The sequence below is a fragment of the Halanaerobium sp. MA284_MarDTE_T2 genome (assembly GCF_003337245.1).
Classification (GTDB): Bacteria; Bacillota; Halanaerobiia; order Halanaerobiales; family Halanaerobiaceae; genus QPJE01.
Genome location: NZ_QPJE01000034.1, coordinates 1 through 19,286, shown reverse-complemented (window position 1 = coordinate 19,286; position 19,286 = coordinate 1). Strand labels below are relative to the sequence as shown.

The 19,286-nt window shown below is 33.7% G+C and carries 18 protein-coding genes; 13 read left to right on the top strand and 5 right to left on the bottom strand.

Going from position 1 to position 19,286, the window contains the following annotated elements:
- Positions 1-27: 27 nt before the first annotated feature.
- Positions 28-459 (bottom strand): aminotransferase class V-fold PLP-dependent enzyme, encoded by a 432-nt coding sequence (locus DFR78_RS10700; RefSeq protein ID WP_233487054.1) that lies wholly within the window; start codon positions 457-459, stop codon positions 28-30.
- Positions 460-777: 318 nt separating this feature from the next.
- On the opposite strand from DFR78_RS10700, the gene DFR78_RS10695 reads away from it, so the two are divergent.
- From DFR78_RS10695 to DFR78_RS10670, 6 genes are all read left to right on the top strand, one after another.
- Entirely contained in the window at positions 778-1,929 is a 1,152-nt protein-coding gene (locus DFR78_RS10695) for a double-cubane-cluster-containing anaerobic reductase (RefSeq protein WP_114458836.1), read from the top strand.
- A 13-nt stretch (positions 1,930-1,942) separates the two neighbouring features.
- The gene (locus tag DFR78_RS10690; protein ID WP_114458835.1) at positions 1,943-2,707 is read left to right on the top strand and encodes an acyl-CoA dehydratase activase; all 765 of its coding nucleotides are present in this window, start codon (positions 1,943-1,945) and stop codon (positions 2,705-2,707) included.
- A 188-nt stretch (positions 2,708-2,895) separates the two neighbouring features.
- Positions 2,896-3,150: a DUF3343 domain-containing protein gene (locus DFR78_RS10685; protein ID WP_114458834.1), complete on the top strand. Its 255-nt coding sequence runs from the start codon at positions 2,896-2,898 to the stop codon at positions 3,148-3,150.
- 69 nt (positions 3,151-3,219) lie between these two features.
- Positions 3,220-3,711 (top strand): hypothetical protein, encoded by a 492-nt coding sequence (locus DFR78_RS10680; RefSeq protein ID WP_199505613.1) that lies wholly within the window; start codon positions 3,220-3,222, stop codon positions 3,709-3,711.
- Between the two features lie 64 nt (positions 3,712-3,775).
- Entirely contained in the window at positions 3,776-4,003 is a 228-nt protein-coding gene (locus tag DFR78_RS10675) for a hypothetical protein (RefSeq protein WP_233487053.1), read from the top strand.
- Entirely contained in the window at positions 4,004-4,381 is a 378-nt protein-coding gene (locus tag DFR78_RS10670) for a type II toxin-antitoxin system VapC family toxin (protein WP_114458832.1), read from the top strand.
- Between the two features lie 41 nt (positions 4,382-4,422).
- On the opposite strand, the gene DFR78_RS10665 is transcribed toward DFR78_RS10670, so the two are convergent.
- The 4 genes from DFR78_RS10665 to murQ all read right to left on the bottom strand — a co-directional run bounded on the left by DFR78_RS10665 (position 4,423) and on the right by murQ (position 8,852).
- Entirely contained in the window at positions 4,423-5,274 is an 852-nt protein-coding gene (locus tag DFR78_RS10665) for a MurR/RpiR family transcriptional regulator (protein ID WP_114458831.1), read from the bottom strand.
- Between the two features lie 32 nt (positions 5,275-5,306).
- Complete coding sequence (locus tag DFR78_RS10660) at positions 5,307-6,368, bottom strand: MupG family TIM beta-alpha barrel fold protein (RefSeq protein ID WP_114458830.1); 1,062 nt, start codon at positions 6,366-6,368, stop codon at positions 5,307-5,309.
- Positions 6,369-6,481: 113 nt separating this feature from the next.
- Entirely contained in the window at positions 6,482-7,906 is a 1,425-nt protein-coding gene (locus DFR78_RS10655) for a PTS transporter subunit EIIC (protein WP_114458829.1), read from the bottom strand.
- A 43-nt stretch (positions 7,907-7,949) separates the two neighbouring features.
- Positions 7,950-8,852 carry an N-acetylmuramic acid 6-phosphate etherase gene (gene murQ / locus DFR78_RS10650; protein ID WP_114458828.1) on the bottom strand — a complete coding sequence of 301 codons (903 nt, stop codon included), beginning with the start codon at positions 8,850-8,852 and terminating at the stop codon, positions 7,950-7,952.
- Positions 8,853-9,165: 313 nt separating this feature from the next.
- Here murQ and DFR78_RS10645 point away from each other — a divergent pair, with 313 nt between their 5' ends.
- The 7 genes from DFR78_RS10645 (at position 9,166) to DFR78_RS10615 (ending at position 18,890) form a co-directional block, all read left to right on the top strand.
- On the top strand, positions 9,166-10,656 hold the full coding sequence (locus DFR78_RS10645; protein ID WP_114458827.1) for a hypothetical protein: 1,491 nt from the start codon (positions 9,166-9,168) through the stop codon (positions 10,654-10,656).
- A gap of 1 nt (position 10,657) precedes the next feature.
- The gene (locus tag DFR78_RS10640) at positions 10,658-11,431 is read left to right on the top strand and encodes a DUF6063 family protein (protein ID WP_114458826.1); all 774 of its coding nucleotides are present in this window, start codon (positions 10,658-10,660) and stop codon (positions 11,429-11,431) included.
- Positions 11,415-15,899: a hypothetical protein gene (locus tag DFR78_RS10635; RefSeq protein WP_114458825.1), complete on the top strand. Its 4,485-nt coding sequence runs from the start codon at positions 11,415-11,417 to the stop codon at positions 15,897-15,899. The genes DFR78_RS10640 and DFR78_RS10635 overlap by 17 nt, the downstream gene beginning before the upstream one ends.
- Entirely contained in the window at positions 15,874-16,980 is a 1,107-nt protein-coding gene (locus DFR78_RS10630) for a Wadjet anti-phage system protein JetD domain-containing protein (protein WP_158531766.1), read from the top strand. The genes DFR78_RS10635 and DFR78_RS10630 overlap by 26 nt, the downstream gene beginning before the upstream one ends.
- A gap of 127 nt (positions 16,981-17,107) precedes the next feature.
- Positions 17,108-17,653 carry a site-specific integrase gene (locus DFR78_RS10625; RefSeq protein ID WP_114458823.1) on the top strand — a complete coding sequence of 182 codons (546 nt, stop codon included), beginning with the start codon at positions 17,108-17,110 and terminating at the stop codon, positions 17,651-17,653.
- 398 nt (positions 17,654-18,051) lie between these two features.
- Positions 18,052-18,474: a nucleotidyltransferase domain-containing protein gene (locus DFR78_RS10620; protein WP_114458822.1), complete on the top strand. Its 423-nt coding sequence runs from the start codon at positions 18,052-18,054 to the stop codon at positions 18,472-18,474.
- Between the two features lie 2 nt (positions 18,475-18,476).
- Entirely contained in the window at positions 18,477-18,890 is a 414-nt protein-coding gene (locus DFR78_RS10615) for a DUF86 domain-containing protein (protein WP_158531765.1), read from the top strand.
- Positions 18,891-19,286 lie beyond the last annotated feature (396 nt).

Sequence of the window (19,286 nt, the reverse complement as noted above, 5' to 3'; positions counted from 1 at the left end):
TTATTAGCTAAACATAATAATTGAAATTCAAAACCGTCTGCTATTTTCTCGGGGCAAGCCCACGAGGTTTGCTAGCAGACTATAACTTCTATCACATTTTATGTAATCAACATCTATTATTCCATCTTTTTTCAGTCTATTTAATGGTCTTAAAACAGAATTATGTTCCATCGTTGAGGTTATTACATGATCTCCCTTTTTTAAAATTCCTTTAATTCCAATATTTAAAGCATAGGTTACATTATGAGTAAAAATTATCTGTTTTAGATCATCTACATTAAAAAAGTCAGCAATTGTATTTCTTGATTCAATAATTAAACGACCTGCTTTAAGAGAATCTTCGTATCCTCCTCGCCCAGGACTGCAGCCAATATTATCATAATAGTTAAGAATTGCTTTTTTAACTACTTCAGCTTTATCTTTACTTGTAGCTGCATTATCAAGATAAATTTTATTCATTTTTTTCCTCCTCACAATCAGTATTTATATTTATTATATGTCTGCAATGATATTATTTCAATAGATTATAATAAATTTTTATAATAATAATAATAATACTTTATAAAACAAACTATTTATGCTATAATTGTTGTGAAATATAATACATATATTTATAGCTTGGGGGGAATAGAAATGAATAGTAAAAAAGGCATTATTATTACTGGGGGATGATGGGTCTTTTAGGTGGACTGCTGGCTGTTTTTGGTAATCCAGCTAATATGGCTGTAAACTGGTTATAAAAGAATAATGAAATAAATAATTGGAGGGTAATAAAATATGCAGAGTATAGAAGAAATTTTCAATAATTTAGATGGAGAATTAGAAGGACATGGTCCAGTTGTCATGAAAAATATGGTAGAAAAAGAAGGGAAAAATGTTGTTGGAACTTATTGTGTCTTTACACCTTATGAAGTAATAAGGGCAGCTGGTGCTGTACCGGTAACATTATGCAGTACCAGTAATGATACTATTGATGAAGCAGAAAAAGATTTGCCCAGAAATTTGTGTCCACTTATTAAATCAAGCTATGGATTTGCAATTACCGATAAATGTCCATATTTCCATTTTGCAGATATAATTGTTGGAGAGACAACCTGTGATGGAAAAAAGAAGATGTACGAATACTTAAATGAGGTTACTCCCGTACATGTAATGAAACTGCCGCAATCTTCGCATAGAGAAGTTGATCTTGATTTCTGGAAAAACGAAGTATTGCTGTTAAAAGATACTTTAGAAGAAAAATTTGAGACAGAAATTACTGAACAGCGCTTAAAAGAAGAAATTAAAATTAAAAATGAAGAAAGAAATACTTTAAAAGAATTTTATGAGCTGGCAAAACTCAAGCCTTCACCTATTTATGGCAGTGAGATTTTTAAAGTTTTAAATATTTCAAGCTATACCTTTGATAAAGAAATAGCCAATAAAAGAACTAAAGCAATAACTGAAAAAATATTAAAAAACTATAAAAAGGGGGAAAAACGAATTAGCGCAGATGCACCCAGGATTTTAGTTACCGGCTGTCCAATGGGTGCTGCCACTTTAAAAGTTATAGAAGCTATTGAAAATAATGGTGGTTCTGTAGTTTGTCTGGAAAACTGTACTGGCTTAAAGCCAAATGAGGAGACTGTATCTGAGGATAAAAGCCCGGTCGATGCAATTGCAGAAAAATATTTAAATACTCCCTGTTCCTGTATAAGTCCCAATGATAATCGGGTAGAGCTAATTAATAGATTAGTGGAAGAATATCAGGTTGACGGTGTTGTGGATATGGTCTTACAGGCATGTCATACTTATAATGTCGAAACAAAGAGAATTAAAGATGAGCTTAAAAAATCCAATACTTCTTATCTTAATATTGAAACAGATTATTCTCAGTCAGATAAAGGCCAGTTAGAGACACGCTTAACTGCGTTTTTAGAAATGATGTAAAGGGAGATTTAAAATGTATTATATTGGGATTGATATTGGCTCAGTTGCCTGTAAGGGGGTTCTCTTTAAAGATAGGGTTATAGATAAGAAATTGGCACCAACTGGGTGGAATCCACAGAAAAGTGGAGAAGAGACCCTTAATTATTTACTGGAGGCGAATAATTTAAAAGCTAAAGATTTAAAAGCAGTTGTAGCGACAGGATATGGAAGAGTTTCTCAGCAGTTTGCTGATAAAACTGTGACAGAAATAAGCTGTCACGGAAAAGGTGGATATTATCTTAATAATAATATTAGAACTATTATTGATATAGGTGGACAGGATAGTAAAGTAATATCTCTCAATGATTCTGGAGATGTAATTGACTTTGCAATGAATGATAAATGTGCTGCCGGAACAGGGAAGTTTCTGGAGATGACAATTAACTCTTTGGAAGAACAAATTGATAATTTAGATAATATAGTCAAAGACGAGAAAAAAGCCAATATCAGCAGTATGTGTGCTGTTTTTGCAGAGTCAGAGATAATTTCTCTTTTAGCTGATGGAGTTAGTAAAAGTGAAATTGCCGGTGGAATTATTGCCTCTATCATAAATAGAATTAATATTCTATTGAGCAAAACAACTTTTCAGGAGCAGGTTCTCTTCACAGGGGGGCTGGCCCAGAGTGAAGTTATAAAAAATGAGTTGAGTAAAAAATTAAAAACAGAAGTATTTAGTTACCCGGATTCTCAATTTGCCGGTGCTATTGGTGCTGCTTTGATTTCAAAAAATATGGCATAAATAAATTTAAACTTTAAATTTACAGATACAATTTTTGTGCTTGTGAACCTCTCCACTTAAATAAAAAACAAGATTTAGATGGAGTTTTCCTGGCTGTTTTAGTTGAAATTAGAGCTGTTTGTTTACTTGTATATCAGAATGATTTTAGTAATTTGGTATATCAAATTTATGGTAAAGGAGCTATAATTTTGAAAGAATATAATCTCGTATTTACCTTTTACTCTACCCATCTGGCCTTGAAATTTGAACGAGAGTTAAAATCTGCAGAAATAAATCTGCGAATCACTCCCGTTCCCCGTCATATAAGCTCTTCCTGTGGTTTATCAGGAAGAATTAATGATCAGGATCTAGAAAAAGTGCGGGCTTTATGTGAAGAAAAAAATATAGAATATGAAGCTATTTATAAAATTGATGGAGATAATTTTGTTAACATTTCTAAATAGTAAATGGATTTGTGTATAAACCGCTTCTTCTGGGAGCGGTTTTTAACTATTATATAAAGTAGTTTCACCGTGACTAATTATACCAGATTAATCTATGAAATTAAACGAAAAGTAAGTAATTTCTTTAAAAAATTATCAAAAGACTTATCAAAACCTAAAACTAAATTCATATCTCAAATAATTTACGGACTATTAGATAGTCAATCAGTACTTTTAAGTAATATTGGCAGATCCTTAAAAGAAGATAATCTTTTAAAAAAGACCGTTGAGCGTTTATCCAGAGATCTGGAAAATTTTAATGAACAGGAAGACTTGATTGAAAAATATATAAATGAAGTAAGGCCTCATGTTGATAATAATACTATTTTCTGCTGTGACAAATCAGATGCAGTTAAACCATATAGCAAAAAATTAGAAGCTCTTGATCGGGTTAGAGATGGCAGCAAAGGTGAAACTGAAAAAGGCTATGATACTTTTGAAATATCTGCTCTAACTGATAAAAAAGCACTGCCTGTTGAAATATATTCTCATATTTATATAAGTTTAATAAAAATATTATAGGTGGTATAATAGTATTAGAGGACATTATAAAGTTAAAAAATTAAGTAAAAATTGGGAGGTATAAATGATGGAGTTTGTAAGAAAAATAATCAGTAGTAATGATATAGAATCTATAATTAAACTTCCAGAAGAACTTAAAAATAAAAAAGTTGAAATATTAATCTTACCAATTGAAGAAGAAGTGATAAAGAAAGAATTTAATCCAGAAGAGTATAGAGGAGTTATGGATATCAAATTAGATGAATTGGATAAGGATTTAAAGAATATGAGAGACGAATGGGAGAGATTCTAGATGTATTTGCTGGATACTAATATTTTAATTTATTATTTCAATAATAATATTCCTGAATATTCTTTTGAAGATATAACTAATATTTTAAAAAATGATTTTAACATTTCTATAATAACAAAGATGGAATTCTTAGGATTCCCTCGACATACTCCGGTTTCTTTTAAAAAGTCACAGGAATTTTTGTTAAATTCTTCTATATATAATATAAATGATAAAATAGCAGATAAAACTATTTCTTTAAGACGTGAATACAAAATAAAATTACCTGACGCAATTATTGCCGCTACTGCTCTGGGAAATGGTTTTACTTTAGTTACAAGAAATGAGAATGATTTTATTAATATAAAAAACATTAAATTATATAATCCATTTAAATAGTAAATGGATTTGTGTATAAACCGCTTCTTCTGGGAGCGGTTTTATATTTTAAAGGCTTCTACACTTTCTCTGGTGTTTTTAAGGTATTCGTTTATTTTATCAAAGTCATTTTTTGCATATGCTACAAATAGTATATCAACTGCTGTAAGCTGAGCTATACGAGATGTTATAGCACCAAGGCGCAGATTTTTTTCGCTTCCGGCTACCTGTAATTTTATATCTGCCATTTTATTTAATGGATTTTCTCCATATTTAGTGATAGCGATAGTTATGGCGCCTCTTTTTTTAGCTGTATTTAGAGCATTATATACTTCGAGGCTTTCTCCACTATAAGATATTGCTATTGCCAGATCATTAGAATCCATGTTTGCAGCAGATGATAGTTGTGCATGTGTATCAGGATAATAGATGACTGTTTTTTTGACCCTCATTAATTTATACTGCAGATCCATGGCTACTAGACCAGATGCTCCAATACCGAAAATATATATTCTATCTGCGTTTTCTGCTGCATCAACTGTTTTTTCTAGTTCTTCTACAGATAATAGATCTATGGTATTTTTTATTACCTTTCTATTATCATAAGATAATTTTTGCATGATATTTTCTATACTATCTTCTACTGATATATCATCGTAAATTTTGATATCATCATTATTTTCCAAGTCTCTTAAATTTCTAATTAATTCGATTTTAAAATCCTGAAACCCCTGATATTCAATTTTCTTGCAGAATCTAACTACTGAGGCTGCACTGCTTCCAGTGGCTCTGGCCACTTCGTTCACTGACATTTTTACTATTTTATCTTTATTATTTAATATATAATCAGCAATTTTTTGTTCCGTTTTTGTTAGATCTTTATACATATTTTTGATTTTTAATAGTACTTTCATTAGTTTTGACCTCCTCTATAAACTTACGAGATTTACTGGCAGATTGAACTTTCATCTCCTTTAATTAAAAATTTAAAAGTCTCTCCTTCTTTTATTTTTTCTATAATGAGAGCAGCTTCACCTGCATCTGCTAATACATTAATCTTTTTATTAGCGGGATAATCTTTTTTAAGGAGCTGTAAATCTCCTTCATATCTTTTATATTTATAATTATCAATTGTTAGAGAATATTTAAATCTTTTTATTGTATTATTTGTTTCAATTTTTTCTATTTTGTTTTTGCGTGCTGTTTTGGAGCGGATCATGTATTCACCAGGATCCTGGCGATTTATATGTTCTAAATTAATTAATCGTTTTTCTTCTCTGCTGAGCTTAGTTAATATCTTTATAGGGATTATATTATCATATTTTCTAATTAAAGAAAAATCTTTTAATTCTTCTAAAGAAGCTCTGCTGTCTCCAATATATACTTTATCGACTCCTGATTTTAATAAATCCTGGCCGGTAATTATTGGTGATAGTTTTCTGTGTTTTTCCAGAGTAGGCAGGCCAGCTTTTATGGGGGGCCTTTTTTTGTAATTTGCTGGAATAAAGGCAGCAATTTCTATATCATATTTTTTAAATATATTGTTCTTTTTTAATAAAAGCGATTTAGAAATTCCAGTTTCTGGTCTGGGATAATAATTATGAAAAGCTTCTATATTTGCTAATTTTCCTCCATGTTTAATTATTTCTTCCAAATTTTTTTCTGTAATTGTGCTTGCATTAATATTAATTTTAAAATCATTATTTTTAGTTAAAATGGCAATTTCTTTACTTTTAAATCCAAAATCAAGTCTGAGGGCATTCAGATTAAATTGAGAGAGATCTAATTTCTCATAATATTTTTTAGATATATCTGCAGTTATATTAAAGTTAAGTTTATTCATTTCTTTAAAAAGTATTTTTGCTTCCTTAAGAAAATTCTTATTTACTTCAGGTATATGGAGAGAGAAAAATATATTATTAATTCCAAGTTTGTGTGCTTGATTAAGGTAATCTATATTTTCTTCTAAGTTTAAATCAAGTCCTGCATAAAGCGATATTCCCAGCATTAAAAATATTCCTTTCATTTTAGTATTTATGTATTTTTAATTATATTATAAACTTTCCCACCTTAAAGAGAAGATGAGAAAGTCTATATTTGATCTCTTTAACTTATTTAAATTTATTTAAGTTCTGCAACTTCTTCTTCTCTTATAAAGAGGTGTGTAATTACAAAGCCACCTATATAAGCAATGATAAGACCTAAAAAGTAGTTGAGTATTGAATCAGGCTGCATCAGTGGGATTGCTGATATACCAGATGGGCCCCAGGCACCCGCCATTACATTCTGCACCATTACAAATGCACCACCAAACCCTGCTCCCAAGCCTGCAGTGATAAATGGTTTTCCGAGAGGAAGTGTGACACCATAGATAAGCGGTTCACCTATACCAAGAACTCCGGCAGGAAGTGCACCAGAAATAATCTGTTTTAATTTGTGATTTTCTGTTTTTTTAGCTTTAAGATAAATTGCAATAGCTGCACCTACCTGACCAGCACCTGCCATGGCCAATACAGGGAATAATGAGACACCCCCCATATTTTCTAATTGAAGAGCATAAATAGGAATCAAGCCATGGTGCAGTCCCAGTAAAACCATTGGTAAAAATACTGCTGAAAGAACATAACCAGAGATAACACTTATTACAGGGTTTTCGGAAGCTACAAGTAAGGTTAATGCACCTACCAACCAGTCAGATAAAATTCCTGAGATCGGCATTACGATAAAGATCATGGCAACTGCCATAATTAGCATGGTTACTACTGGAGTAACTATTAAATCTAGAACATCTGGTACTATTCTTCTTATTTTCTTTTCCAAAAAGGCCAGTATATAAACACCGATGATAACACCAATGATTCCACCTTTACCAGATCTTAAGATAGAATTAAGTGGAGAAGCAGAATCGAACATACCGATAGATTGTGATATTTCGTTTATCTGTCCCATTACTGTTAGGGCACCGATCATTCCACCCAGACCTTCTGTTGCTCCAAACTGTTTGGCTGCATTGATACCAGTAAAGATTGTAAAGTAGCCAAGAAATGAGCCACCAAGTAGAGATAAAAGTAATTGAGTTATGTTCCAGAACTGATTTGCTGGCAGATTTCCAGTATTCTGCAGATTTGTTATTAGACCAGAAAATCCATTAAAAATACCTGCAGCTATTATTGCGGGAATCAAAGGAATAAATATTTTTCCAATAGTCTTTAATCCTTCTTTAAATTTACTCTGTTTTTGTCTGCCTTTAATTGTTTCTTTGTTTTTTTTCCAATCTTCCCCAACTTTAATATCAGAACCAATATTATATTGATTATTTAAGATATCAAGACATTTTTTTGCTGTACCGGGACCAACTACTATCTGCAGAGTATCATCTTCCACAACTCCCATAACACCTTCAATAGCCTTTAACTTTTTAAGATCAACTTTAGATTGATCTTTTAGGTCAAGTCTTAATCTTGTCATACAATTTGTAGCAGCAAGAATATTTTTTTCTCCACCTAATTTTTCTACAATTTCCTTAACGAGATTTTCGTTTTTCATTATTTTCCTCCTCATAAAATATTGCTGATGTTATTAGAGATAATTAATTATTATTAATTGCTTTAGCAAGGTGCCCTTCATATTTTTCTAATTCTTTTTTAGCTTTTTCTTTTTCTAGTCCAGTATTAATCATCATAATTGCAAGTTTTACCTGATAATCTGTTTTTTCCAAAAATTCTTCTGCTTTTTGATAACTCACCTCACTTACTTCCATTATCATATTTTTGGCTCTTTCTGCCAGCTTTTTATTTTTAACCTGTAGATCAACCATATAATTTTCATATACTTTTCCGAGTTTTATCATTGAAGCAGTTGTCAGCATATTTAAAACCATCTTTTGTGCAGTTCCAGCTTTCATGCGGGTAGAACCTGTAATTACCTCAGGGCCAACAACAGGTGCAATAGAGATATCTGCAATTTTTGCTATTGGTGACTCAGGATTACAGCTAAGGGAGACGGTAGCTGCTTTTAAGGATCTTGCATATTCTAATGCACTGATAACATAGGGTGTTGTACCACTTGCTGCAATGCCTACTAAAACATCTTTTTTACTAAAATTAATTTTTTCAAGCTGGGCAACAGCTTCTTCTTTGTTATCTTCTGCATTTTCTATTGATTCTTGTATGGCTTTTTCTCCACCTGCGATTAAACCCTGTACAATTTCAGTGTTGACTCCATATGTGGGAGGACATTCTGAGGCATCTAAAATTCCCAGTCTACCACTTGTGCCGGCTCCTATATAGATTAATCTTCCGCCATTTTTTAGGGCATTACTTATAGCATCAACTGCTTCTGCAATATTATTTTTTTCCTTTTCTACAGCATAAGCAACCTTTTTATCTTCTTCATTAATAATCTCTATTATTTCTTTAGTACCAACTCTATCAATATTTCTAGAATTTTCATTTACTGATTCTGTTACCAGATCATTGAGATTGTTTTTCATTTTTAAGCCTCCATTCAAAATATTCTTTCATTTATTAATACAAGCCTAACATTTATGAAATATATTTTCAAGTATTTTTTAAATTTACGAAATATATTTTCAAAAAGGAGTGGAAACTTCTATTAGACAGAGGTAATAGAGTCAAAATATGTTCCAGAGTATAATATTTAATTGAAGAGTATAATATTTAAGAATAAAAAGAGCATTTATATTTAAAAATTTTGTATTTTGTCAAATGATTTTTAAATGATATAATATATTTCAAGACATTAAACCTAATAATATACTAATTTTATTATCTGGAGAGGATTATATGGATCGAGCAAATACAGGCTTACATGAGCGGCTAAAAAAAACCAAAGCAGTAGCTGAGCTGGGTAGGGGAATGGATGCTGGTTCACTGAACGAATATTCCCATCAGATTGCCCTTTATCTACTGCTTAAAATTTTTAAACGAGAGATAAATAATAACGATCAGCGCAGCCGAAGTGATTTAATCCAGATGACTGTCGAAATTTTAAAAGAAATGCAGCTGGAAATAAATTTAGAAGAAGTAGAAAGACTGGTAGATGGAGTTCTTTATTCAGGTGATCCCAGACAGCAGTCTTACTTTAATGTAAAAATATATGATGAAACTGCTGGTAGTTTTAAAAATTTTAAATACCGCTATTTAATTCCTGACAGAGAAGCTTCCAGCTGGCAGGAGGGTGGCAGCACAGTTTACAGGCTTTCTGAGATTTCACAGGAAATAATTTTTATTACCCGTGAGATTCTGCAGGAATTTGGTTTTGACTTAGAACAGTTCTATACTCTGCAGCTGATTAAAAACGGCAACTTTAAAGAAGCAAAAGGAAGTGTCAGCAATCTAATTGCAAGAGTACGCAATTTAATCAAGAAAGAAAAAGACTGGAGAGAAGATATTCTGCGCAATCCCGGACTGATATTTTCTGCTTATAAAGAGCGCCGGAGAAGGACAGAATCTGAAGTCAGGGAACAGTTTAAAGAGGAAAAAAAAGTTTTTAGTGATATTTTTGTCTGGCGGGACAGGTTGGACAGTTTTGAAAATGCTGATCAAAAAGAAGGAGAACTTCTATTTGAAGAGCTGGAGAGGGCAAGAGCACTTCATGATTATCTGGCTGAGCTTACTGTTTCTAATTTATCTTTAGAACTGCAGCTGAGGAGAGAAAACCCCGATATTTTCTGGCAGACTTCTCGTTTGAGTTTTAAAAAAGATTTCTGGCAGAATATGGTGCTTAAATCCGGACTGCCCAAGATCGACGATTTGGAAAAAATGCTGAATCCACTTTTTTCACCTGAGCAGGACTTTATCTTTCCTTTAGATTGGGCCTGGTCAGAACAGCAGCTTTACAGCTATCTGGAAGAAAGTGAAGGTGAAATAGAAACTGTGGAAATTGAATCAGCACCGGAGAGGGAAATCGACTGGGAGCTGGTGGTTCGGCTGTGGCAGGATGTTTTTGCTAAACTGCTTAAAGAGGGAGAATTTAAGCTGACTGAATTAAATAAGCTGAGTTCAGCTCAGCAAGAGAAGTGGCTCAGCCAGCAGATTAATTTAGAATTGTTTATGATGTTTATTATTACCGATATCAGGTTAAGGATTGTAGAAGAATATCCCGGTCTGGATGAACGGCTGCTTTTATTCAATAAATTAGTAAAAGTTGAGCCTGAACTGGCAGAACTGGAAGGCAGAAAAATATCAGCCAGACTTACAGACAGCAGCAAAAAAGTGAATCTGCTTGATCAGTTTATTATCTCACCTTATAAAATTTGTCTGGAGGAAGATTAAAATGGCATTTAACCAGGAAGAATTAGAAAATGGAGCTGCCCTATTTTTCAAATTATTAGAGGAACAGATTCTTTCAGTTTCTGATCCACTGGCAGAAAAGTACAGAAAAAACAGTGAAATACACAATATTGTTAATACCATGGCTGCTGAAGCAGGCCTAAGAGTTTTTTCGACAGCCAAAAATGTGCATCTGGTCTCAAAGGCTAGAGGCTCAAGTTTTGCCAATTCCTATACCCAGATGAAGCAGGAGTACTCCGGTTTAAAGCGAAAGCGCTATTTTTATCTGGCCAACATTATTATTTCCGTCTTTTTAGCTGAGGTTGATAAAGAGAGTCATGTCCGAATACGCTGGGAAGAAGAAGGAATTTCCTATCACAGGCTTTCTGATTTGGTAACTGCAACTTTGGAAAGCTGGCTGGATAGAAAAAAAGAAGACGAAAACTTTACTCAAAACTGGTCTATTGCAGTTGAGGAAATAGCAGAGCTGTGGCTGACAGAGTTCAGCGAATACAGATTGAACAAAGAAGAAAAGGTAGATGTGACGAGAACTAAAGGAAACCGCCTATCTTTTATTAACACAGCTTTAAAGCCGCTGAATGAGCAGGGATTGATTATTGATCAGACTGATGAGCTGAGGCTGATACCTAAAGCAGAGTTATATGAGCGTCTGGACAATCTTTACCACAATCAGAAGAGGTATAATAAATTTATGGAATTAATTTTAGAAAGCAGAAAAGATTTAAAGGAGGAAGAAGAATATGCCCAGACTGAGTAAAATTAGGATTACCGGCAATAAATATGACGGATTTCAGAAACAGCACCGCAATTCTATTTTTGATCTGGAGTCTGATCACACACTTTTTACTCTGCAGAACGGGAGTGGTAAAGGTGTAATGATGCAGCTTATTTCACAGCTGCTGCTTCCGGGAACTGCCTGGGGAAAAATGAATGGGAATAAGCTGGAGGGAATGTTTTACGACCGCTACCAGGTTTTTCAGCCCTATACCTTTCATGTAGTCCTGGAGTGGAGGCTTGACGGCAGTGATGACAAAAAACTTTTAACAGGCATCTGTGTCTCCGCCCATAAACAGCAGAGTACAGCTGACGAAGAAGGAAAAGTCGGCTTAAAATATTTTTTATATACCCACAAATACCAGGATGAGAGCCGCTTTAGTTTGACTAATCTTCCTCTTTACACTAAAAGCAGTGATCCGGTTCTTCAATATGAAAGTCTGGAAGAATTTATTGATCAGAACAGGGCTGATTTTATCAAATATTCCAAAACAGCAGTTTCCAGCCTTAATTCAGAATATTATCAGTATTTAAGCAGTCACGGTATTTACCGATCTGAGTGGGAAATCATGAAAAATATCAACCGCAGTGAGGGGGGCCTGGAAAAATATTTTTCCCAGGCTAAGGATAATAAGGCACTTTTTGATCAGCTGATTATCCCGGCTGTCAGTGAGAGTATCAGCTATTATAATGACCCGGAGAAGAATTCGCTGCTCAATATTTTTGTGGATAATGTAAAGATTGCACGCAATTTGCCGGAACTCTTATCCAGAAGAGAAGATTTAAAAACCTTATCCCAGATGGCAGATCCCCTATTGAATAATGCTGAAGAAGGACTGCGGCTTAACGAAACAGGGGAAATGATCAGAGAGAGGGGAAATAATTATCTCAGAGGAATTGCAGATAGTAAAACTTTTTTAGAAAATGAACTGCGCCGCAGTCAGCGGGAAAAGGAGAAATCTGAAAGCAAAATTGAAGAACTTAATTTTGAGGCTGAGAATTTAAAGTATGTTAAAAAACTGCGTGATTTAAACAGTTTAAAATTAGAGCAGTCAAAAGCTGAAGCAGAGCATCAGAAAATTAAGCAGCAGCTTGAGGAGATAGAAGCAGAAAAACTTCAGTTAATGCTGAATCAGAAATATCTCATTTTAGAAAATTTAAAATCAGAAGCTGCCGCAAAAAGAGAAAAGATCAAATCTCTTAAAGCAGGATCAGAATTTAAAGATCTGGAAGCAGAAATTAAGCGTTTAAAAAAACAGACAGCAGATAAGAGCAGGGATTTAAACAGCAGAATTAAAAACTCAGCTGCTGCTTACTATTCCTATCAAAAATATCTTGAGCAGCAGATTAATAAACTGGAGAAACAGGAAGATAATATAGAGCAAAAAATAAGAAGTGAACAGCAGCTGAAATTAGAATATGAGCATCTTGAGAAAAATTTATGCAGGAAAAAAGAAGGGCTGGCCCGCTTTTTTAATCCACTGGAGCTGGAAACTCCGGACTATCTGCTGCAGAATGTGGAAGAAGATATAAATAATATAAATCTTAAGCTGGAAAAGCTGGAAGAAGATTTAAAAAAAGAACATGAGCAGACAGAAAAACTGAAGGATAAAAAACAGCAGAAGGCAGTTGAAGCTGCAGCTGAAACAGGCAGGATTGAAAATTTAAAAACAGAACTAAAAAAACAGAAACAGGCAGAAGATAAGATTTTTGCTCAGCTTATAAAAAGCTTAAATCTTGATAAATTTGAGGAATTTTACAGTAAGCAGTGGCTCCAGCAGCAGAAAAATGAGCTTTTAAAATTAATTAACGAAAAAAAAGAAAGCCTGCAGGAATTGAATGCAGATAAGTTTGAACTCCAGCTTGATTTAAACCTAAATGACAGAGAATACTGGGTGTCCAGTTTAGAACAAAAAAGACTCTATCAGAAAATCAAAGAACTTGATATCCGCGTCTATTATGGAAGTGAATTTCTATTTGAGCTGGCTGATGATCGGGGGAAATATTTAAATGACTATCCACTGCTTCCTTATGGGCTGGTGGTAGTTTATGAATCAGACTGGGAAAAAATTAAAGCTAATATTTCTTTAGATGAAATTTCTCATTTTGCAGTACCAATTTTTATCAATCACAGGCTGGACAGCAGTGGTTCTAAACTGTCTTTTAAACTGCTTACCGGTAAAGAAAAGACTTTTATTGAAGATAAAAATAATTTTGAACAGTGGTTGAGCGGACTTAAAAATAAAGAGGCTGAGGTTAGAGAAACAATTTCCATTCTGGAGAGAAAAATAAAAAACTTAAATCAGCTGAATTATCAGGCAGAAACCTTGCTGGCCGAAGAGTCAGCGGCTGCAATTAAGACCAAACTGGAAAAAGAAGAATATAAGCTGGAATCTCTACAGGGTGAGATAAAAAAATATGAGCAGAAAATTAAAAATTCAGCCGAAAAGATCCGTGTTCTTAATAAAGAATATCAAAAGAAAGAAAAAAAGCTGAATGAGCTTAAAGCAAATCAGGAAAAAGTTGAGGATTATCTTGAAGCTAAAAAAGAGCTGGAAAAGAAAGAAAACCGCTATCAGGAAGCACTGGCTGAAATTGAACACCTGGACAGAATGCTCAGTGAAAACAAATCTGAGCGGAACAAGAAGCAGAAAGAAGAACTCAGGCTGGAAAATGATTATCAGAACTGGCTTCAAAATTGGCAGGAATTGGCAGTCAGCTTAAATGAAATGATAAGTGATTACGGAGCTGAGTTTAAGGCTGAATATCGGAAAGAAGAGCTAAATATTTCTGCGCAAAAGCAGTATCCGGAACTATTTGAATTTCAGCAGCACAGAGTATATCAAAATTATGAGGAGATTAAATTACTGCAGAAAAAAGAAGCAGAAAAAGCAGCTGAGCTTAAGTATTTAGAAGAGGGACTGCAGAAAGTTTTAGCTGAGATCAATGAGCTGAAAGCTGAATTAAAGCAGCTGGCAGCTGACTGGGAAGAGAGAAATTATGATTTTAAAAATCAGAATTTGCTTAAATCTGCCCTGGAAGAGATAGAAGAACAGCTCAAAAAAACTGCTCAGGAAGCTCAGAGGATGAAGGAAAAAATTCTGGTCCGCAGTGGTCGGCTGGAAACACTGGAAAACGAGCTGGAAGAAAAGTCAGCTGAAATAAAAGAACGGTTTCAGCGTTCTGTTCAGAGCTGGGAAGAGGTTGACCTTAATATTAAAGAGTTAGAAATCAAAAAAGGGTTGAGTGAAAATAAAGAATATCTTTCAAAGTTAGAAGAGATGATTTTAAATTATAAAGAGAAACTGCAGATATATAATAATTTAATCAATAAGCTGGAATATTATCAGCTTGATGCAGCTAAAGGGGAACTCAATGTCGGAGTTAAGGAAGAACTTAAGGATTCACCGGCGGCAGTAATTGAGAGCTGGGAGAATGATTATAGAAATATTGAAAATAAGCTCAAAAATCTCAGAGAAAAGACTGAAGATAATTTTTATAAATTTAAAAATGATGTTAAAGATGTGGTGGAAAATAATACTTTAAAAAACAGCATTAATGAAAAACTGCTGCATAATTTTAGAGTAAGTGATTATCAGTATAACTTTGAGATGTTAAATTCATTTAAAGAATATATCAATAATGAGCTGAATACAATTGACCGCAACAAAAGGGAGGCAGAAGAAGCAAGACAGCAGTGGGCAGAGCGCTCGGCAATCCAAGTAATGCGGCTTGTAACTTCAATGAAAGAAATGATCAGCAATATGGTATATCACAACAGGAGGGGATTTGCTTTTCCCTTAGTTAAACTGCGCCGGGATGATCTGCTGCCTGATAATGAAGATGAGGTTACAGCTGAACTTAAGGAATATTTTTTAGAGCTGATCAACAAATTTAACCGGGAGGAGATTGATGTTGAACAGCTGCCTGATTATAAGCTGAAGGAATACTGTGGAGATACAGCTCTATTTTCCAGAGCTCTGCGGGGACGATATCCAGTACTTCAGGTCTATAAGATGACGGAAAAGAATGAGTTTCTTCATGCCCGTCCTCAGGATTATTTTTATTCTGACTGGGAATCCGTTATTCAGGGCAAGGGTAATGGACCTGAAGGAAGTGGTGGTCAGTCCCTTTCTATAAATGCTTTTATGATGATGATGCTTTTAAATTACAAAAAACAGCGCTTTGATAAATCAAATCCCTGGACAGTGCTTTTTCTGGATAATCCCTTTGGTAAGGCTTCGGCAGCTCATGTGCTGGATCCGATTTTCAAAATTGCTGATAAGCTTAATTTTCAGCTGATAACATTTGCTGCTCCCGAGATTATCAAAACTGAAATTAGTGAGCGCTTTCCGGTTTTCTGGGCCTTAGAGATTGGAGATACTGAGCGTAATCAGGGAGTTGTACAGGGACAGGTGATTTATGGTGAAAGACGAGCAAAAGTGGATTAGACTTTTCGAAAAATATAAAAGGGAAGTGCTGGACGGCAGGCTCCGCTTTCAGCTGGCTGATTTAGAAAATTTTATTAAAACCAGACTGGGCGGAGCATCTCCCTATCAGGCAGCCGGTGGCTACCAGACTTTCTTTAAGCTGTTAAAAAAGCTGGAAGCAGAAAATAAAATAAAAACAATTAAAAGTTCTGATTTTAATCAGCGCCAGCCACAGCTTAAAAAACGCTGGACTCTGGTCAGAGAAGAGCTGAAGTGCTGGTCAGATAAAGATATTCTAAAGCTCTCCCGCCAGCTTGACCTCGGCTATTATCTAAAAAGACCGGCTGAGCAGACAGGGGAGCTAAAGCAGAAGCTTTTTAAGCTGGTGGAATTTTTAAATAGTAAATCTAAACGGGAATGGGCCAGCCGCGAGGAACGCTCTCTGGAAATATTTGCAGATGAGAAATATTTAAGTCGAGCTGAGGGAAAGAAGCTTCTCAGCAATTTAAATTTGAGTCTGGCTGACTTAAAGGCCCAGCAGTACAATCACCTTTTTGTTTACTGGACAGTGGATCCAACTCAAATCAGTAATATTTTAATTATGGAAAACCATTCAGCCTTTATCGGTGCCAAAAAGGCTCTGGCTGCTGGGATTGATATTTTTGCTCGAGGTTTTGATACTGTTATTTATGGTCAGGGGAAAAAGATTATCAGAAGTTTTTCTTTTCTGGAAGAACTGCTGGGAGTTAGTCTGCGAAATAATAAGCGGCAGGAAGTGCTGAACAGTATAAATATTTACTATGCTGGTGATTTTGATCCAGAAGGTCTGGCAATTTATACTTCTCTGAAAGATAAATATCCTGAGTTTGAAATTAAATTACTGGGTGAATATTATCAGCTGCTATTAGATGAAACAGATAATTTTTACCCATCTCAAAAGCGGCAGCATAAAAAGCAGAAAGTTTTAGAAGAGGTGCTGGCTGAATTTAAAGAGCAGGGATTTGCTAATATGGCTGCAGAGCTGCGGCAGGCCTGGGAAAATGATTTGCGTCTGCCCCAGGAACTTGTAACACTGGAAGTTTATCAAAAATATTTTGTTTAGCCGTTCCTTTTGGGAGCGGTTTTTAATTATTATAAATAGATAATAATGGAAAAATTACTTAAAATTTCATGTGAGAGGTGGTATACTAAAAATGTAAAAGCAATATTTTGCTGAAAGGTAGGTTAAAATGAATAAAGTTGAGCCAATTCGAGATAAAGAAAAAATTGAAGAAATTAAAAAATTATTGCTGAAAAAAAGTTATAGAAACTATATTCTCTTTGTTTTAGGTATTAACACCGGACTTAGAATAGGAGATTTGCTTAAAATCAAGGTTAAAGATGTACGTAATAAAAGTCATATTGTCATTAAAGAAGAGAAGACTTCTAAAAATAAGAGATTTTTAATTAATTCAAATTTGCGGTGTGAGTTGGATAAATATATCAAAGATATGGAAGATCATGAGTATTTATTTCAGAGCCGGATTGGTACCAATAAACCCCTAACAAGATTTCAGGCATACAGAATTATGAGTAGTGCTGGGAAAGAAGTTGGACTTGACAGGATTGCCTGTCATTCCCTAAGAAAGACTTTTGGCTACCACCATTATAAACAGCATAAAGATGTAGCACTGCTGCAGAAACTATTTAACCATTCTTCACCCAGAATAACTTTAGACTATATCGGTATAACTCAGGATATAATTGATGAATCAATAGAGGATTTTTCTCTTTAGACATTAGAATAGATCGAAAATTGATTATTCTGCAGATTGAATTTATAAAATACAGTATAAGTGATATAATATAGAAAAAGAAAATTAGGAGTTTCCCCAAAATTTATTTTCAAGCTGCAAAAAGGGGGCTTTAGTCATCAACGAAATTTTTAGATTTATCTAAAACTCAATTCGGGTGTGAAATAGGGCACACTAATCAATGAGTCCTCCTGACTCATGATTAGCTCACTCCATCCTGTAGTTCAACCCTATTTCTTCCTTCATTTCGTTAAGATTCATTGACTAAAAATTTCAATATTCCTGCATCTCCCCTTTTTGCAGCAGTATATAAAAAATGGGGAAAGTCAGAAAGAAAATAAGTTGACAGAAGAAAGTACATTTTAAAGAAGGTGAGACATATGCAGTCTGGTGGTAAAATGTTAAATAGAGAAGAAATAGAAAAGAAAGTGGTAGAATATTTTTCTAAATATACTGAGGTTTCAGCTGTTTATATTTTTGGCTCTTTTAATATGGATAGATTTAATGATAATAGTGATTTAGATCTGGCTTTAATATATTTTGAGGCAGCTGATAAGTTTGAAAAATTCAATTTAAAATTAGAATTTATGGCTGGGCTGGAGAAACTGCTTGGAAGAAATATCGACATTGTGGATTTTGTTAGTGCTGATCTTAAGTTAAAACATAAGATTTTGGATGGTAAGTTGATTTACTGTACTGATCAGAGCAGAAGAGTAAAGCTGGAGAAAAAAGCTATTTTAAATTATATAGATATGAAGAGATTTTATGATATTTATGAAAAAAAATTAGGGAAGGGGTTTTAACTGTGGTAGATGTAGAAATAGTTAAAGAGAAATTAATACATTTAGAAGAATATATAAATGATTTGGATGAATATAGAGATCTAGAATTCGAAAAGCTGGCTGCAGACAAAATACTATTTCGATACTTAGAAAGGACTCTGCATCTGGCTGTAGAAGCTGTACTCGATATTGGGAGTCATATTATAAGTGATGAGCGGCTGGGTAACCCTAAATTTAACAGTGAAATTATTGAGATACTGGCGGATAATAATATAATAAAAGAAAATGCTGACGATTATATTAGAATGGCAAAGTTTCGAAATATTATTGTTCATGATTATGCAGAAATTGATCCAGAGATTCTGTTGAGAATTATTAAAGAAAATATTTCTGATCTTAAAGCTATATTTAAATGGTACAGAGATTATATTTCTTAGATGTTTAATTAATGTTGATTAGATTAAAAAAATATAGCTATTTATGCTGAAGCATTTTGGGATTTATTGACTTTTCACATTATTTATGCAGGAAATAATTTCAATAAAAAAAGAGCAGAATAATCTGCTCTTAATTTAAGTATCCTTTCAGGAATAATAGTATCTACTTTTTGTTTCATAATATCCACATCATAGTCTACAATTTCTAAAATATACCTTAGTCCTACAGAAAAATATTCTAAAACAGTTTCTGTGTTATAGATTTTATCGACAGAAAACCAGATGGGCTTGCCCTCTGGATGAATGCCGATATCTTTTAATGCAATTAAATATTTCTTAAAAAATATAATATCCTCCCAATTTTCTATAAAACTACTTTTTTCTATTTACATATAT

Excerpts from the sequence above, each read along its gene's own strand:
- DFR78_RS10700 (WP_233487054.1), bottom strand. The coding sequence starts at position 459 with ATGAATAAAATTTATCTTGATAATGCAGCTACAAGTAAAGATAAAGCT.
- DFR78_RS10695 (WP_114458836.1), top strand. The coding sequence starts at position 778 with ATGCAGAGTATAGAAGAAATTTTCAATAATTTAGATGGAGAATTAGAA.
- DFR78_RS10690 (WP_114458835.1), top strand. The coding sequence starts at position 1,943 with ATGTATTATATTGGGATTGATATTGGCTCAGTTGCCTGTAAGGGGGTT.
- DFR78_RS10675 (WP_233487053.1), top strand. The coding sequence starts at position 3,776 with ATGATGGAGTTTGTAAGAAAAATAATCAGTAGTAATGATATAGAATCT.
- DFR78_RS10670 (WP_114458832.1), top strand. The coding sequence starts at position 4,004 with ATGTATTTGCTGGATACTAATATTTTAATTTATTATTTCAATAATAAT.
- DFR78_RS10665 (WP_114458831.1), bottom strand. The coding sequence starts at position 5,274 with ATGAAAGTACTATTAAAAATCAAAAATATGTATAAAGATCTAACAAAA.
- DFR78_RS10660 (WP_114458830.1), bottom strand. The coding sequence starts at position 6,368 with ATGCTGGGAATATCGCTTTATGCAGGACTTGATTTAAACTTAGAAGAA.
- DFR78_RS10655 (WP_114458829.1), bottom strand. The coding sequence starts at position 7,906 with ATGAAAAACGAAAATCTCGTTAAGGAAATTGTAGAAAAATTAGGTGGA.
- murQ (WP_114458828.1), bottom strand. The coding sequence starts at position 8,852 with ATGAAAAACAATCTCAATGATCTGGTAACAGAATCAGTAAATGAAAAT.
- DFR78_RS10645 (WP_114458827.1), top strand. The coding sequence starts at position 9,166 with ATGGATCGAGCAAATACAGGCTTACATGAGCGGCTAAAAAAAACCAAA.
- DFR78_RS10640 (WP_114458826.1), top strand. The coding sequence starts at position 10,658 with ATGGCATTTAACCAGGAAGAATTAGAAAATGGAGCTGCCCTATTTTTC.
- DFR78_RS10635 (WP_114458825.1), top strand. The coding sequence starts at position 11,415 with ATGCCCAGACTGAGTAAAATTAGGATTACCGGCAATAAATATGACGGA.
- DFR78_RS10625 (WP_114458823.1), top strand. The coding sequence starts at position 17,108 with ATGAATAAAGTTGAGCCAATTCGAGATAAAGAAAAAATTGAAGAAATT.
- DFR78_RS10620 (WP_114458822.1), top strand. The coding sequence starts at position 18,052 with ATGCAGTCTGGTGGTAAAATGTTAAATAGAGAAGAAATAGAAAAGAAA.